The sequence below is a fragment of the Nioella ostreopsis genome (assembly GCF_004000255.1).
In the GTDB taxonomy this organism is placed as follows: Bacteria; Pseudomonadota; Alphaproteobacteria; order Rhodobacterales; family Rhodobacteraceae; genus Nioella; species Nioella ostreopsis.
In genome coordinates this window covers 354,576-369,238 of sequence record NZ_RCIQ01000001.1, presented here as the reverse complement: position 1 = coordinate 369,238, position 14,663 = coordinate 354,576, and the positions used below count along the sequence as shown (strand labels likewise).

Annotated in this window: 12 protein-coding genes; 3 read left to right on the top strand and 9 right to left on the bottom strand. The window is 65.2% G+C overall.

Annotated features, from left to right (window positions below; all coding sequences use genetic code 11):
- Nucleotides 1-4 precede the first annotated feature (4 nt).
- Nucleotides 5-772, top strand: coding sequence for a hydroxyacylglutathione hydrolase (gene gloB / locus EP237_RS01865; protein WP_127557491.1), 768 nt, complete (start codon nt 5-7; stop codon nt 770-772).
- A 191-nt stretch (nt 773-963) separates the two neighbouring features.
- Entirely contained in the window at nt 964-3,294 is a 2,331-nt protein-coding gene (gene clpA, locus EP237_RS01860) for an ATP-dependent Clp protease ATP-binding subunit ClpA (protein ID WP_127557489.1), read from the top strand.
- 36 nt (nt 3,295-3,330) lie between these two features.
- Here the strand turns inward: clpA and EP237_RS01855 are convergent, their stop codons facing one another.
- The 4 genes from EP237_RS01855 to EP237_RS01840 all read right to left on the bottom strand — a co-directional run bounded on the left by EP237_RS01855 (nt 3,331) and on the right by EP237_RS01840 (nt 8,706).
- A complete protein-coding gene (locus EP237_RS01855; protein WP_127557487.1) occupies nt 3,331-3,708 on the bottom strand; it encodes a nuclear transport factor 2 family protein in 378 nt (125 codons plus the stop codon).
- The gene (locus tag EP237_RS01850; RefSeq protein WP_127557485.1) at nt 3,705-6,845 is read right to left on the bottom strand and encodes a peptidoglycan -binding protein; all 3,141 of its coding nucleotides are present in this window, start codon (nt 6,843-6,845) and stop codon (nt 3,705-3,707) included. The genes EP237_RS01855 and EP237_RS01850 overlap by 4 nt, the downstream gene beginning before the upstream one ends.
- Nucleotides 6,846-6,848: 3 nt before the next feature.
- Nucleotides 6,849-8,009 carry a biopolymer transporter ExbB gene (locus EP237_RS01845; RefSeq protein WP_420812501.1) on the bottom strand — a complete coding sequence of 387 codons (1,161 nt, stop codon included), beginning with the start codon at nt 8,007-8,009 and terminating at the stop codon, nt 6,849-6,851.
- A gap of 154 nt (nt 8,010-8,163) precedes the next feature.
- Entirely contained in the window at nt 8,164-8,706 is a 543-nt protein-coding gene (locus EP237_RS01840) for a gamma-glutamylcyclotransferase (RefSeq protein ID WP_127557481.1), read from the bottom strand.
- 54 nt (nt 8,707-8,760) lie between these two features.
- On the opposite strand from EP237_RS01840, the gene EP237_RS01835 reads away from it, so the two are divergent.
- Nucleotides 8,761-9,792, top strand: coding sequence for a DUF2125 domain-containing protein (locus EP237_RS01835; RefSeq protein WP_164744590.1), 1,032 nt, complete (start codon nt 8,761-8,763; stop codon nt 9,790-9,792).
- 193 nt (nt 9,793-9,985) lie between these two features.
- On the opposite strand, the gene EP237_RS01830 is transcribed toward EP237_RS01835, so the two are convergent.
- The 5 genes from EP237_RS01830 to EP237_RS01810 all read right to left on the bottom strand — a co-directional run bounded on the left by EP237_RS01830 (nt 9,986) and on the right by EP237_RS01810 (nt 14,615).
- Nucleotides 9,986-10,426, bottom strand: coding sequence for a GNAT family N-acetyltransferase (locus tag EP237_RS01830; RefSeq protein ID WP_127557477.1), 441 nt, complete (start codon nt 10,424-10,426; stop codon nt 9,986-9,988).
- 188 nt (nt 10,427-10,614) lie between these two features.
- Entirely contained in the window at nt 10,615-11,616 is a 1,002-nt protein-coding gene (locus EP237_RS23425) for an extensin-like domain-containing protein (protein WP_240661446.1), read from the bottom strand.
- Nucleotides 11,613-12,548, bottom strand: a complete 936-nt coding sequence (locus tag EP237_RS01820) for a prephenate/arogenate dehydrogenase family protein (RefSeq protein WP_127557475.1) — start codon at nt 12,546-12,548, stop codon at nt 11,613-11,615. Before EP237_RS01820 ends, EP237_RS23425 begins: the two co-directional genes overlap by 4 nt.
- Complete coding sequence (gene hisC, locus EP237_RS01815) at nt 12,545-13,627, bottom strand: histidinol-phosphate transaminase (protein ID WP_127557473.1); 1,083 nt, start codon at nt 13,625-13,627, stop codon at nt 12,545-12,547. The genes EP237_RS01820 and hisC overlap by 4 nt, the downstream gene beginning before the upstream one ends.
- Before the next feature lie 301 nt (nt 13,628-13,928).
- Nucleotides 13,929-14,615, bottom strand: a complete 687-nt coding sequence (locus EP237_RS01810; protein WP_127557471.1) for a D-lyxose/D-mannose family sugar isomerase — start codon at nt 14,613-14,615, stop codon at nt 13,929-13,931.
- Between the last annotated feature and the right edge of the window lie 48 nt (nt 14,616-14,663).

Genomic DNA, 14,663 nt, shown 5'->3' with positions numbered 1-14,663 from the left:
TGCCATGCCCTTGCAGATCATCACCGTGCCCTGCCTTGCCGATAATTATGCATTCCTGCTGCACGATGCGACCACCGGGGCCACGGCCGTGGTCGATGTTCCCGATCCGGAGCCCATTCAGGCTGAGCTGGCCGCGCGGGGCTGGACGCTGACCGATATCCTGATCACCCACCATCATTGGGACCATATCGACGGGGTCGCGCCATTGGTCGAGGCCACGGGCGCAAAGACATGGGGTAATGCCGCTGACGCGGGTCGGCTGCCGCCGTTGGATCACGCGGTCAATCCCGGCGACGCGGTGACAATCGGTGGCGAAAGCGGCACGGTGATCGAGGTGTCCGGCCATACCGTCGGCCATATCGCCTTTCACTTCCCCGACAGCTCCGCCGTTTTCACCGCCGACAGCCTGATGGCGCTTGGCTGCGGGCGGCTTTTCGAAGGCACACCGGAGATGATGCATGCAAGCCTTGCCCGCCTGGCCGCCCTGCCCCCGGAAACCCTGGTCTGTTCCGGCCACGAATACACCGCCAGCAACGCGAAATTCGCGCTGACCATTGATCCGGGCAATCCGGCGCTTATCTCTCGGTCAAGGGCCATCGACGCCGCCCGGGCCGAAGGGCGGCCCACGGTGCCCTCGACCCTGCAGGAAGAACTGGACACCAACCCCTTCCTGCGCGCCCATGACCCTGCCATCCGCGCGCAGCTTGGACTGGAGACTGCCGACGACGTGGCAGTCTTTACCGAAATCCGCGCCCGAAAGGATCGATTCTGACAGGTGCGCCCCTTTTGACCCTCAATCGCCGCCCAAAAATGCGACTTCACGAAAAATGGCAGCGGCCCGAAGAAAAATTGAAGAGAAATACCTTGAACTGTGCGGACAAAAACCGAACCTTAACAGTATGAGGCCACTGTCGGACGCGAGCGCCCCTTCGCCCGTCCGGCGCAACGAAAGGAGCACAGGCAGTGCCGTCGTTTTCGAACACCCTTGAGCAGGCCATCCACGCCGCACTGGCGAATGCCAATGCGCGCCGTCATGAACTCGCAACTTTGGAACATCTGCTGCTCGCCCTTCTGGAAGAGCCCGACGCGATGAAGGTCATGCAGGCCTGCTCCGTCGATCTCGAAGAGCTGCGCCAGACCCTTGTTGAATTCATCGACGAAGAGCTGTCGACGCTGGTCACCGATGTGGAAGGCTCCGAGGCGGTGCCGACCGCCGCCTTCCAGCGCGTGATCCAGCGCGCCGCGATCCATGTGCAAAGCTCCGGCCGCACCGAGGTGACCGGTGCCAATGTATTGGTCGCCATCTTCGCCGAACGCGAATCGAATGCCGCCTATTTCCTGCAGGAACAGGACATGACCCGTTACGACGCGGTCAACTTCATCGCCCATGGCGTCGCCAAGGACCCCTCCTTCGGCGAATCCCGTCCCGTCACCGGCGCTACGGAAGAGGAAGGCCTGCACGGCGCGTCCGATGCCACGCCGGACGGCGACGGCAAGGAATCGGCGCTGGCGAAATACTGTGTCGATCTGAATGCCAAGTCGATCAAGGGCGATGTCGACCCGCTGATCGGTCGTGAACACGAGGTCGAACGCTGCATCCAGGTTCTTTGCCGCCGTCGCAAGAACAACCCGCTTCTGGTGGGCGACCCCGGGGTCGGCAAGACCGCCATTGCCGAAGGTCTGGCCAAGAAGATCGTCGAACGGCAGACCCCCGAAGTGCTGCAAGGTGCTACGATCTATTCGCTCGACATGGGCGCGCTGCTGGCTGGCACCCGCTATCGCGGCGATTTCGAGGAGCGGCTCAAGGCCGTTGTCAGCGAGTTGGAGGAACACCCCGACGCGGTTCTCTTCATCGACGAGATCCACACCGTGATCGGTGCGGGCGCGACATCTGGCGGGGCAATGGACGCCTCGAACCTGCTGAAACCCGCCCTTCAGGGCGGCAAGCTGCGCTGCATGGGATCGACGACTTACAAGGAATTCCGTCAGCATTTCGAGAAGGATCGCGCGCTGTCCCGCCGGTTCCAGAAGATCGACGTGAACGAGCCGTCGGTCGAGGACACGATCAAGATCCTCAAGGGCCTCAAGCCCTATTTCGAGGAGCATCACGACATCAAATACACCAATGACGCAATCAAGACAGCGGTGGAACTGTCGGCGCGTTACATCAATGACCGCAAGCTGCCCGACAAGGCCATCGACGTGATCGACGAAGCCGGGGCCGCGCAGCATCTGGTGGCGGAATCCAAGCGCCGCAAGACCATCGGCGCGAAGGAGATCGAGGCCGTGGTGGCCAAGATCGCCCGCATCCCGCCCAAGAACGTCTCGAAGGACGATGCCGAGGTGCTGAAGGATCTCGAACGCAGCCTCAAGCGCGTGGTGTTCGGCCAGGACAAGGCCATCGAGGCGCTGTCCAGCGCCATCAAGCTCGCCCGTGCAGGACTGCGCGAGCCGGAAAAGCCGATTGGCAACTACCTGTTTGCCGGCCCCACCGGCGTCGGCAAGACCGAGGTGGCCAAACAACTGGCCGATACGCTCGGGGTGGAACTGCTGCGCTTCGACATGTCGGAATACATGGAAAAGCACGCGGTCAGCCGCCTCATTGGCGCGCCTCCGGGCTATGTGGGCTTCGACCAGGGCGGATTGCTGACCGACGGCATCGACCAGCACCCGCATTGCGTGCTGCTGCTCGATGAGATCGAAAAGGCGCATCCGGACGTGTTCAACATCCTGTTGCAGGTGATGGACCACGGCACGCTGACCGATCACAACGGCCGGTCCGTCGATTTCCGCAACGTGGTGCTGATCATGACCTCGAACGCGGGCGCGGCGGAGCAGGCGAAATCTGCCATCGGTTTTGGCCGCGACCGGCGCGAGGGCGAGGATACCGCTGCCATCGAACGCACCTTCACACCGGAATTCCGCAACCGTCTGGACGCGGTGATTTCCTTCGGCACCCTGCCGAAAGAGGTGATCCTGCAAGTGGTCGAGAAATTCGTGCTGCAACTGGAAGCGCAGCTGATGGATCGCAATGTGACCATCGAGCTCACCCGTCCGGCGGCGGAATGGCTGGCTGACAAGGGGTATGACGACCGCATGGGCGCCCGCCCGCTTGGCCGCGTGATCCAGGAACATATCAAGAAGCCGCTGGCCGAGGAGCTGCTGTTCGGCAAGCTCGCCAAGGGCGGCAACGTCAAGGTGGGCGTCAAGGATGGCGAAATCGACCTGCGCATCGAAGAACCGGGCGCGCGGAGGATCACGTCGAAGAAACCCCCGCTGCTGACGGCGGAATAAGAACGGAAAAAGGCGCCCTCTTGGGCGCCTTTTTTCTCAGGGAACCGGAATGCCGGTTGCAGGGGTGTCCTGGCTGAACACGTTCACCCACCCGGCCCCCTCGCGACGCCAGATGGAGGACACGAACATCTCTTCCTCTGCCGCCCGACCCACCCGCAGATAGGTCGCGCGATAGGCCAGAAGCGCGTGATCGGGGCCAAGCGGCAACAGCCGCGCCTCGCTCAATCGGTAGCGCGCCACGGTGGGGCCTTGCGACACTTGCCCGGAATGGGCGTCCCTGCCCGCAAAGCCATCTGGATAGACACCCAGAAAATCCACCGCCAATGCCGCGGCATCGGCTTCGCAATCACCCGCCACCAAGGCCTCCCACACACGGGTTTCGCAGGCCAGCAATTCGTCCAGAAGTTCCCTCACCGTTCCGTCAGCTTCAGTTCGATCCGGCGGTTCTGGGCGCGGCCCTCTTCAGTGTCATTCGATGCAATCGGGCGGAATTCACCGAACCCCGTCGCCGCCAGCCGCGCCGGGGGAAAGCCCAGTTCCTCGCTCATGAACAGAACCACCGACAGGGCACGGGCCTGACTGAGTTCCCAGTTATTGGCGTATTCGGCGGTCGGGCGCAGCTGCTGGTCATCCGTGTGACCATCGACGCGGACGATCCAATCCACCGACAAGGGGATTTCCCCCGCCACGTCGAACAGCAGTTCCGCCACATTGGCGATCTGCGCCTCCCCTTCGGGCGAGAGATCGGCGGACCCGACCTCGAACAGCACCTCGGAGGCGAAGACGAAGCGATCCCCCTCGATCCGCACCCCGTCGCGCCCCTCAAGCAATTCGCGCAGGCGACCGAAGAACTCCGACCGATAGCGTTCCAGCTCCTGCGCCTCGGCGGCCAGACGTTCGGCCTCGGCCTCGGCCAGACGGCGTGCTTCCGCCTCGGCCTCTGCCCGCGCGGCCTCTGATGCGGCCAGCGCGTCGCTTTCCGCCGCCAGCCGCGCCAGCGCCGCGTTCAGATCGGCCCCGAGCGTTTCCACCTGCACCTGCGCCGCCGCATCCGCCGCCCGGGACGTATCGAGCAGCCCCTGCAACTCGCCAAGCTGTGTGCGCAGGGCCGCCACCTGTTCGTTCAGCGCCGCGATTTGGCGCTGGCTTTCCGCAGATGCCGCCTCCGCCGTTTCCAGTTCCAGATTGGCTTGCGCCAGAAGGGCCGAGCGCTGTTCCGCTTCGCTCAGGCGGTCTTCGGCGGTGGCTTCGGCCAGCATCTGAGCGGTCAGGGCGGCGGCCAGTTGTTCCTCCAGATCGGACAGGGCCCCGGCGGCTTCTGCTCCCGCAGTTTCCCGTGCGGCCTCGGATGCCGCCAGTTCCGCCTCAAGCGCCGCGATGCGCGATTCCGCCGTCTGCTCGGCCCGCGCCAGATCCAGCAGGGCCTGTGTCAGCTCTGCCTCCATTGCAGTCAGGGCGGTTTGGTTGGCGGCCTGTTCTTCCCGCAGAACGGCGCTTTCGGCCTGTGACGCAGACAGATCGGCTTCGACCTCTGCCACCCGGTCCGTCGCCAGCGTGGCCCGCGCAAGCGCCGCAGCAAGATCCGCCTCCAGCGCCGTCAGTTCCGCACCGCGCCGGGCCAGCCCCGCTTCGGCGGCTTCGGTTTCGGCCTGCGCGGCGACCAGATCGGTTTCCAGCGCGGCAATGCGCGCCGCATCCTCGCCGGCCTGCGCCTGTGCCGACTGGAGCGCTGCGGCCAGTTGCGTTTGCAGCGCATCGAGGCTTTCGGAGCTGTTGTCGAGATCCGATTGCGCGGCAGCAGCTTCGGCCCGTGCGGTTCCCAGATCCTGTTCCAGCGCCGTGATCCGTTCGGCGTCGCGCGTGGCGCGCACAAGGGCTGCGGCCAGCTCGGCCTCCAGCCCGGTCAATGTCTCCCGGCTCTCGGTCAATTCGGCCTGAGCCGCGGCGGCCGTGCCTTCGGCTGCGGCCAGATCGGTCTCCAGTTCCGCGAGCCGCCCGGCATCCGCTTCCGCGCGCTGGTCGGCCTGTTGCAGGGCCGTCGCAAGCTGCGTTTGCAGCCCGGCAACCGTTTCCTCGCTTGCCGTCAGGGCGGCCGCTGTCGCGGCGGCGTTGGCATTGGCAGCCGCGATATCCTCTTCGAGCGCGGCGATCCGCGCGCGGCTTTGAGTAGCTTGCGCCGTCAGCCGGGCCAGGGCGCGGGCCAGTTCCTCCTCCAGCGACGACATTTCGGTGGCGCGATCCGCGGCCACGGATTGCGCAGCCTCCAGCGCGGCCTGTGTCTCGGCCAGAGCGGCGGCGTCCTGCGCGCGAGCGGCAAGCGCCAGTGCCAGCTGCGCCTCCAGATCCGAAAGGCGGCCTGCCTCCTCGCTGGCAGCGGCAAGGCTCGCCTCCAGTTCGGTGATGCGTTCGCCCTGCGCGCTGTTGTCGGCCAGCGCGGTCGCAAGGCGGGCGGCGAAATTCTCCCGCGCCTGATCGGCGGCGGCCAGCAGGGTCAACGTATCCTCTGCTTCCTGCCGCCGCTCCTCCAACGCCAGCGCCATTGCAGTCAGCTCGGCATCGGCCTCTTGCAGGCGCGCGCGCAGGGCCTCGGCGGCGGCGGCCTCTGCCAATCTTGCAGCTTCTTCATCCGACAGCTGCGCCTCGGTATCGGACAGCCGGTCGCGCAGGGCGGCGGCGGCAGCGGCCTCTGCCAGTCGTGCGGCCTCTTCGCTGTCGAGGTTGGTTTCCAGGACCGACAGCCGTTCCCGCAAGGCCGCAGCAGCCGCCTGTTCGGCCAGCAACGCGGCCTCCTCGGCGGTCAGGTCTTGCTCCAGCTCGGCGATCTGCGCTTCGAGCGTGGCGGTCAGGGCTTCCTCGCCCGCAAGTGCGGCAAGCGCCGTGGTCAGGTCTGTCTGCAACCCGGCGGAGGTTTCTTCCTGGGCCTGCAAGGCAGCCAGCGTGTCAGCGAGCGTCGCCTCCTGCATGGCAGCCTCGGATTCCAGATCGGCGATCAGCGCCTCCAGCGCCTCGCGTTCGGCTGCGGCCAGGCGCGCCTGTTCGGCGGCCACGTCGATCTCGTCCCGCGCGGTGGCCAGCGCCAGGGTCAGCGCATCGACCTCTGACACCCGCGCCTCCAGATCCGCCTGCACCGCGTCGCGTTCCTCGGTCAGATCCGTGTTGGCCGCAATGAGCGACGCCACCTGTGCCTCGAAATCAGCAATCCGCGCCGCCTGCCCCTCGGTTTCCGCCGTCAGCGAGGCGATCAACGCGGCCTGCAACTGCAACTCGCCTTCGGCCTCGGACAGGCTGGCGCCAAGCGTCGCCACCCGCTGTTCCAGCTGCGCCGAGCGGCTTTGCGCCAGACCAAGCGCATCGGCCAGTTCATTGAGCTGCGCGTTCAGAACGTTCAGCTCGTCATCCTGATTGTTGATCGTTTCCGACAGCACGAACTGCACGATCATAAAGATCGTCAGAACGAAGATCATCACCATCAACAGCGCGGTGATGGCATCCACGAAACCGGGCCAGATCGAGGCGGTAAAGCGCGTGCCGGAACGCCGGTGGAAGGCCATGGATCAGCCCTCCGGGGCCGGGTCTTCGGGGGGCGCACGACGTTGCGGGACGGGGCGCTGGCGGGGCTGCGAGGCCGAGCGCGTCAGCTCCCGTATCGCGCCGGTCAACTCACCGATATCGGCGCGCAGGGCACCGATCTCTTCCTGCCGCGAACTGCCCATTTCCTCGAAGATCTTCAGCAACTGCACGTCGATCGACCGCAGCCGCATCCGGCTTTCCGCATCAATGCCACCTTCACCCGAGGTGGCAGACAGCACCTCGGCCAGCCGGTCCTGCGCCGCCGCCAGCCGTTCGGTCGCGGCGACCTGTCCGGGGCCGAGCCGTTCGGCAAGGTCCGCCAGTACGCCGGTCATCTCGCCAAGCCGTGCCTCGGTTTCCTGATGGCGCGCCTCGGATTGGGTGAAGAGACCCTGCAAGGTGTCGATCTGGTCGACCATGTGATCCAGCACCGTGGCAATCGCCGCTCGGTCCAGCCCGCCGCCTTCGCCATCTCCCGAGGAAAAACTGACGCGGGTAATGGTGGACAGCCATTCTTCCATTTCGCGGTAGAACCGGTTCTGGCCATGGCCGGCAAACAGCTCCAACAGGCCCACAACCAGAGATCCCGCAAGGCCAAGCAGCGACGAGGCGAAGGCCGTTCCCATGCCGCCCAACTGGTCTTCCAGCCCGCCCATCAGGCGCGAAAACACTTCGATGCCGGAATCATCGGCCGATGGTTGCAGCGAGCGGATCGTTTCCACCACCGCCGGAACCGTAACCGCAAGCCCGTAGAAGGTGCCCAGAAGGCCAAGGAAAATCAGCAGGCTGGTGATGTAGCGCGTGATGTCGCGCGCCTCTTCCATCCGCGCACCCACGGAATCCAGCACCGAGCGTGACGAGGCGGAGGTCAGTTGCAGCCGCGATCCACGAGCCTGAAAGATGCCCGACAGCGCCGCCAGCAGAAGCGGCGGCTTGCCTTGATCCTCACCCGCGCCATTGGCGATGCCCTCGATCCAGGAAATCGACGAAAACAGCTGCACAACCTGCCAGAAACAGGCAAGAACGCCGGCAAAGAAGACCAGGGCGATGGTGCCGTTGAGATAGGTATTGGCGGTCACCACGGGCTCGATGCTGGCCCAGACAAGGAAGGTGCCAAGCCCCACCAGCCCGCAGATCATCAGCATGATCGCGATCTGACGGATCGGTTGCGTAAAGCGCGGCGCGTCTGGTCTGCTCGTCACGGTGTTCTTGCCATCCCGTTTTTCACGCGCTCACCCTACCGTGCCTGCACCATTCTGCCAAGCGTTGCGGGGCCTGCGCATGCATTCCGGCGCAAGGTCACCCCTGTTTCAGCGCCCGAACCCGGTGCACCAGCCAATCAAGATCCACATCGGCCAGATCAAGCTCGGCCAGATGGGCGGCGGTGTTGTAGAGATACTCGTCATTCGGGCCACGTCCGCCGACCGCGTGGGCGATGATCTGCGCCTGTTTTTCAAGGCTCATCCCCGCCACATATTGCTCATGGTCGCGGTCGATCACATAGGTGACCGCCACCGCCTCGCCGCCGCCATGGAAGGTGATCGGCAATTCGCGTTCCAGATAGGCTGAAGAGATCAGCTCCCGCTCGCGCAGATAGTCGATGGTCGCGGGCGCCTTGGCTGCGTCGACCCGAAAGGCCAGCCCGTCGCAATGCGCCGCATCCGCCGCGTCAAGCGCCAGCACCAGACCGGGGCTTTCGACCGTGCCGCGATGGTGGATCGAACTCATGCAAAAGGACCGATGCCAGCCGGGCAGCCGCGCGATCCGTGTCTCGACCACGTCGAAACCGGGGTTCCAGATCAGCGATCCATAGCCGAACACCCAAAGATCCGCTGCTGTCATGCCTTTTCCACCTTGTCCTATGGCCACCTGTACCCGCCCCCGTATATGCAGTGCATGGGCGGGATGAAACAGGAGATGAGCGCCATGAAGGTCTGGGCCTGGGTGATCGGTGCGCTTGTCGCGATCTGGTCGATCGTGTGGCTGGCCGGGTCCATCGCCACGGAACGGCTGGTGACCTATTGGCTGAACGACCGGGACGCCGCCGGGTGGGTCGTGGCCCATGACAGCGTGCAGACCTCGGGCTATCCGTTTCGCTTCGTCACCACCCTGCCCGGTCTGATGCTGGCCGATCCGTTCAGCGGATGGGCGCTGGAGGCAGACGGGTTTCGGCTGGAACAGGACGCCTACCAGCCACAGGCGATCCGCGCGATCTGGCCTGCCGAGCATACCCTGTCGACCCCGCTCGAACGCATCACCATCCGCGCCGAGCAGCTGGAGGCGATGCTGCATGTCCGGCCGCTGGATTATCTGGCCCTGGTGCAGTCCGAAACCCGCATCGCGGCGCTGGAGATGGAGAGCGATCTGGGCTGGTCCAGCCGGGTGGATCAGGCCCTGGCGATGGTTGTGGAACGCGACGAGCCGGGCCATCGCTACGACATCCGCATCGACGCCAGCGGCGTGACCCCGGCAGGCGAGGTTCTGGCGCTGCTCGATCCCGCCGGGCTGCTGCCGCGGGAGATCGAGACCGTCCGCTTTGAGGCGATCATGGGCTTCGCCCGCGCCTGGGATCTGACGGCGCTGGAAAGCAGCCGTCCGGCGATCACCCGGGTGGAACTGGCCGAACTGCGCGCCGATTGGGGCGACCTGGCGCTGCGCCTGTCGGGTGATCTGGATGTGGATGCCGAGGGGCTGCCTACCGGCGACCTGTCAGTCCGCGCGCAGAACTGGCGCGAAATGATCGAGATCGGGGTCAATGCAGGCGCCATCCCCGAGGGGTTCCGCGGCACGCTGGAAACCGGGCTTGGCTTGCTGGCGGGCCTCTCAGGCAGGTCTGAGGATCTTGACGCGACGCTCCGCTTTTCCGGCGGGCAGGTCTATTTCGGGCCGATCCCGCTTGGCCCCGCCCCGCGATTGGTGTTGCGCTAACCCTCGCAACAAAAGAAACTATTTCACGACGCTTGATGCCGGAGGTTGGTTCGGCACTCCTATGGGAAGCAGACAATTGTCAGCAGAGAGCCCATATGGACCGATGCGGCCCCGCGTCTGAATGTCCAGTATTAAGCCACACCGCTTTTTCTACATCCGCGAACGGAAATCTGAAAGGCAACGACATCGCTCGTTACTTTGACTTCGCCCATCGGTGCTCGATGTCGACCAGGCCCGTTCCTTCTTCGATCTCACGAGAAATCTCGACACAGCCTTCCCGGCGATAAAACTTGCGAGCGCGAGGGTTTTCCTCGTATGCCCATACCGTAATCCACTCTCGATCCGCCTTGGCCATGTCGAATAAGTGCTTCCCGATACCGCGGCCCCGTGCATCGCGTGAGACATAAAGGCACGTAAGATTATCGTCTTGCCGAACGCAGAACCCAACGACCTTACCGTTTTCTTCACAAACCCAAGAGGTATCAACGTGATGCAAACAGCCGGTCCACCATTCCACAACACTCTCAAACTCGTTCAGCGGGCCTAACCAAGGCGTCTCTGCGCTCCAGTCCCGAACAATTTCTGCACAAGAGCGCCCGTCGCTCCCTTCAGCAGGTCGGTATTTGAAGGTCATGAAGACTCCGAACGAATTCTAGGAACATTTTGGCTTCAACTTGTAACCGGGAAATTCCTAATAAGCAGCCCTTGGCGCAACCGCAGCGAAAGCTCACTTCGTCCCGCGTTGCTGCCCCTCGCGCCATTGATCGAGCTACTGAGTGCGAATCGACTTCGGTCTGGGAGCAGGGTCTCAGCTGCCAAACGCTACCGGCAGTAAGCCCCGCCGCGATAGGCCGCCACGTCCAGATGGAAATGGTCCCGATGGTAGCGGTCCGACCCCGGCCCCAGAACCGTGCCGAACGTGCCGCAGGCGGCCTCGTGCAGCTGTCTCAGGATGCGGCCCTCGCGCCCTCCGTCCCAGTCGTCCAGAACCGAGATCTCGGACCCGTCCACCAGACCGATCCCGGCGATATCAATGGCGTTTCCGGTGGCATGTTCCGACAGCCGCGCGCCGGGCTGGTTGTTGCGCGTCCGGCAGGAATAGGAGGCGACGACGCGCAGCGACGCCACCCCGCCACCATATCGCCCCACGGTGGGAATGACCGCATCGTTCAGCCACTCCTGCACCGCCAGCGCCGTATCACAGTTGATCGTGGCGGGCTGCGCCAGGGTAATGCCGTCGATCTCGCGCACCCGCACCGGCTCCGCAATGCCGCAGCCGTTGATCCGCCCCGGAATCCGCTCCAGCCGGTCGCCGATAATGCCGCGCTGCCCGCAAAGCGCCCCGCGCTGGCCCGGCTGCGTCACCCGCCCCGGCGTGCCCCGCGTTTCCGCCGCGCGAATGGCCGCCGCCAGCCCCGCAGGCCGTTCCACGGGGCGCAAGGAGACGCGCACCGCGGTCATCCCCGGCGGGTTGCGCCGGTTCTGCCCGGTCAGCAAAGCCAGCAACCCGCGCGGCGGCCCCCGCTCCTCGGTCTCTTCCGGGGGCAGTTCCGCCACGATGGTCTGATCCGGCCGCAGCTCCGTCACCTGCTCGGCCCGCCCCGGCCGATAAATCGGCCGCAGGGATGCCGACGGCGCCAGATCGGTGGCCCGGATCGTCACCACAAGCGGATCAGAGGGGCCAACCACCCGGTCGGCCGGGCTTTGCGGTGCCGGGGTTGAGACAGGGCGCGGCAAGGGGCGCAGGGATTGCGCGGGCGCATAGGCAAAGGCGGGCAGGGCAAAGCCCAGAACCGCCACCAATGCCGCCCGCGCAAGCCTCATCCCTTGTCTCCATCCTGACGTGGTTTGACACGGCCGAAATCCGGCGCATCCGTGTCCTGCCCGGCCTCGATGATGCCGCGCCGGATCGCCCGCGTGCGGGTGAAATAATCGAACAGCGCATCGCCATCGCCCATGCGAATGGCGCGCTGCAGAACGAACAGTTCCTCGGTGAACCGGCCAAGGATATCCAGCGTCGCTTCCTTGTTGGTCAGGAACACGTCGCGCCACATGGTTGGGTCGCTTGCGGCAATCCGGGTGAAGTCGCGGAAACCGGCGGCGGAATACTTGATGACCTCGCTTTCCGTCACCCGGCGCAGGTGGTCGGCCACGCCCACCATCGTGTAGGCAATCAGGTGCGGAGTGTGCGAGGTCACGGCCAGCACGAGGTCATGATGCTCGGCATCCATTTCCTCCACATTTGCCCCCATCCCCTCCCACAGCGCGCGTAGCTGCGCCACAGCCTCCGGGTCAATGCCCTCGACCGGGGTCAGCAGGGTATAGCGGTTCTCGAACAGCTCCGCGAAGCCCGATCGCGGGCCAGAATGTTCCGTCCCCGCCAGCGGGTGGCCGGGGATGAAATGCACGCCCTCGGGCAGATGCGGCCCGACCTGATCGACCACGTCCTTCTTGACGGAGCCCACATCGGTCACGGTCGCGCCGGGCGCCAGATGCGGCGCAATCTCTTCGGCCACGCGGCCCATGGCGCCCACGGGCACCGCCAGAACCACCAGATCGGCGCCCTCCACGGCCTCGGAAGCGCTGTCCACGACCCTATCACAGAGTCCGATTTCCCTTGCCACGTCGCGCGTTTCCGCCGAGCGCGCGGTGCCCACGATCTCTCCGGCCAGCCCGTCGCGCCGCATGGCATGGGCCATGGACCCGGCGATCAGCCCCAGACCGATCAGCGCCACGCGGTTGTACATCACGCTCATGCCGCGCCTCCGAAATCCGCCATCGCATCCAGCACGCGGGTCACATCCGCCTCGGATCCGACCGTAATGCGGATGCAATCGGGCAGGCCATAGCCCGCCACCAGCCGCACGATGATGCCCTTGGATTTCAGATGCGCGTCAGCGGCTTGTGCCGTGGCCTCATCCTCCATCCGGCAAAGGATGAAATTGCCCTCGGACGGATCAGAGGGGAAGCCAAGCGCCGCCATGCCCTCAGCCAGCCGCTTGCGCTGCGCGGTGTTGACCGCCCGGCAGTGGTCCACGTAGTCCGTGTCACGCACGGCGGCCTCGGCCCCCGCCAGCGCCAGCGTGGACAGGTTGAACGGCCCGCGCACACGGGTAAGAACGTCGACCACCGCGCGGGGGGCGTAGCCCCAGCCCACGCGCAACCCGCCTAGCCCGTAGATCTTGGAAAAGGTCCGGGTCATCACGACATTGTCGCGCGCATCGACCAGCCCCGCACCGCCATCGAACCCATCCACATATTCCGCATAGGCCCCGTCCAGCACCAGCAGGCAGTTCTCGGGCAAGCCCGCCGCCAGCCGCGCCACCTCGTTGCCGCCGATCATGGTGCCGGTGGGGTTGTTGGGATTGGCAATGAACACGAGCCGCGTGCGGCTGGTCACCTTTGCAAGGATCGCGTCGACGTCAACGGTCCGCTCCCGCTCCGGCGCCACGACCGGGGTCGCGCCCGCGGCCAGCGCCGAAATCTTGTACATCAGGAACCCGTGTTCCGTATACAGCACCTCGTCGCCCGGCCCCGCATAGGCCTGGCACAGGAACGTGATGATCTCGTCCGAACCGACGCCGCAGATGATCCGGTCAGGGTCGAGCCCATGCACCTCGCCAATGGCCGTGCGCAAACCAACGTGATCCGTGGACGGATAAAGATGCATCGCCCCCGCCGCAGCCTGAACGGCAGCCACCGCCTTCGGCCCCGGCCCGAACGGGTTCTCGTTCGAACTGAGCTTCAGCGGCTTTTCCTGCCCCGCGATGGAGGCCCCGCCCCCCTGATAGAGCGCGATCTCCATGATGCCGGGTTGCGGGCGGATCTGGGTCATGTTTCGGAACCTTCTGGTAACCTGTCCGGCGCGTTTTAGCGGCCCCACCCGCCCTTGGGAAGCCGCGCCCGACACTCCGGCGGCAATCAGCCTGCGACATCAATGCTTTCGTTAAGGTTAACAGGCCCTCCACCCCGAAACACCCTCACCCTTTCATCTTGGCCAAAATACCTCGGGGGAGCCGCCGAAAGGCGGCGGGGGCAGCGCCCCCATCCCCGGTCGATACCTGCCGCGGCCTCGAACGCGGCCCGTCAGGGCCGCGCGGGTCGACGTGCCGAAGGCACGGCGAAATCCCTCCGGATCATCCCAACCAGCGCCCGTAATCCGACACCAGCAGATGCGTCGGCGCAACATCCTCCTCGATCTCGGCAAACCGCCCGATCGGATCGCGGAACCAGTTATCCGCCTCGTCGTCATTCACCGTGGACACCTCACCGATCAGCACATCGCCGCCCTCGCCCCAGAACGCATGCCAGTCGCCGGGCATCAGCGTGATGCTTTCACCGGGCTGGAACAGCAGCACCTCACCGGGCGCATAGTCCCGCGCGATCCCGTCGCACAGAACCGTGCCGCCTGCCGTTTCGTCGAGGCTGCCATCGGGGGCAGAGCCGAACAGCTCAATGGCCATCGTGGCGCCGCCCCGGTTGATGATATCCTCGGCCTTCAGATAGTGCCGGTGCATCGGGCTCAACTGATCCTTTCGCGAAATCAGCAACTTCTCGGCGTAGCACATGCCGCCACCTTTCTTCAGATCCGCCTGCCGCCCGTTGCGCAGGGTGAACAGGAACAGTCCCATCTCGTCGAACCGGCCCTCGCCATAATCGGTGATATCCCAGCCCATGCGGCCCTGCACGATCCCGTCGATCTGCCCCCGGCGCGCGCGCATCTCCTCGGGGGTCCAGTAGGCAAAGGGCGGCAGGGCAAAGCCGAATGAGCGGATGAACGCATCCGCCTGCCCCATGATGTCATTGATCGTCGAGCGTTTCATGTCAGCCTCCCTGCAAGCCCAATCCCGACATGCCTTTCGAAGCCCGCT

Bases quoted from the DNA above. Each gene is read 5' to 3' on its own strand.
- EP237_RS01820 (WP_127557475.1), bottom strand. From the start codon at position 12,548: ATGAGCGTGATGTACAACCGCGTGGCGCTGATCGGTCTGGGGCTGATC.
- EP237_RS01835 (WP_164744590.1), top strand. From the start codon at position 8,761: ATGGGCGGGATGAAACAGGAGATGAGCGCCATGAAGGTCTGGGCCTGG.
- EP237_RS23425 (WP_240661446.1), bottom strand. From the start codon at position 11,616: ATGAGGCTTGCGCGGGCGGCATTGGTGGCGGTTCTGGGCTTTGCCCTG.
- EP237_RS01845 (WP_420812501.1), bottom strand. From the start codon at position 8,009: ATGCTGATGATCTGCGGGCTGGTGGGGCTTGGCACCTTCCTTGTCTGG.
- hisC (WP_127557473.1), bottom strand. From the start codon at position 13,627: ATGACCCAGATCCGCCCGCAACCCGGCATCATGGAGATCGCGCTCTAT.
- EP237_RS01810 (WP_127557471.1), bottom strand. From the start codon at position 14,615: ATGAAACGCTCGACGATCAATGACATCATGGGGCAGGCGGATGCGTTC.
- gloB (WP_127557491.1), top strand. From the start codon at position 5: ATGCCCTTGCAGATCATCACCGTGCCCTGCCTTGCCGATAATTATGCA.
- EP237_RS01830 (WP_127557477.1), bottom strand. From the start codon at position 10,426: ATGACCTTCAAATACCGACCTGCTGAAGGGAGCGACGGGCGCTCTTGT.
- EP237_RS01850 (WP_127557485.1), bottom strand. From the start codon at position 6,845: ATGGCCTTCCACCGGCGTTCCGGCACGCGCTTTACCGCCTCGATCTGG.
- EP237_RS01840 (WP_127557481.1), bottom strand. From the start codon at position 8,706: ATGACAGCAGCGGATCTTTGGGTGTTCGGCTATGGATCGCTGATCTGG.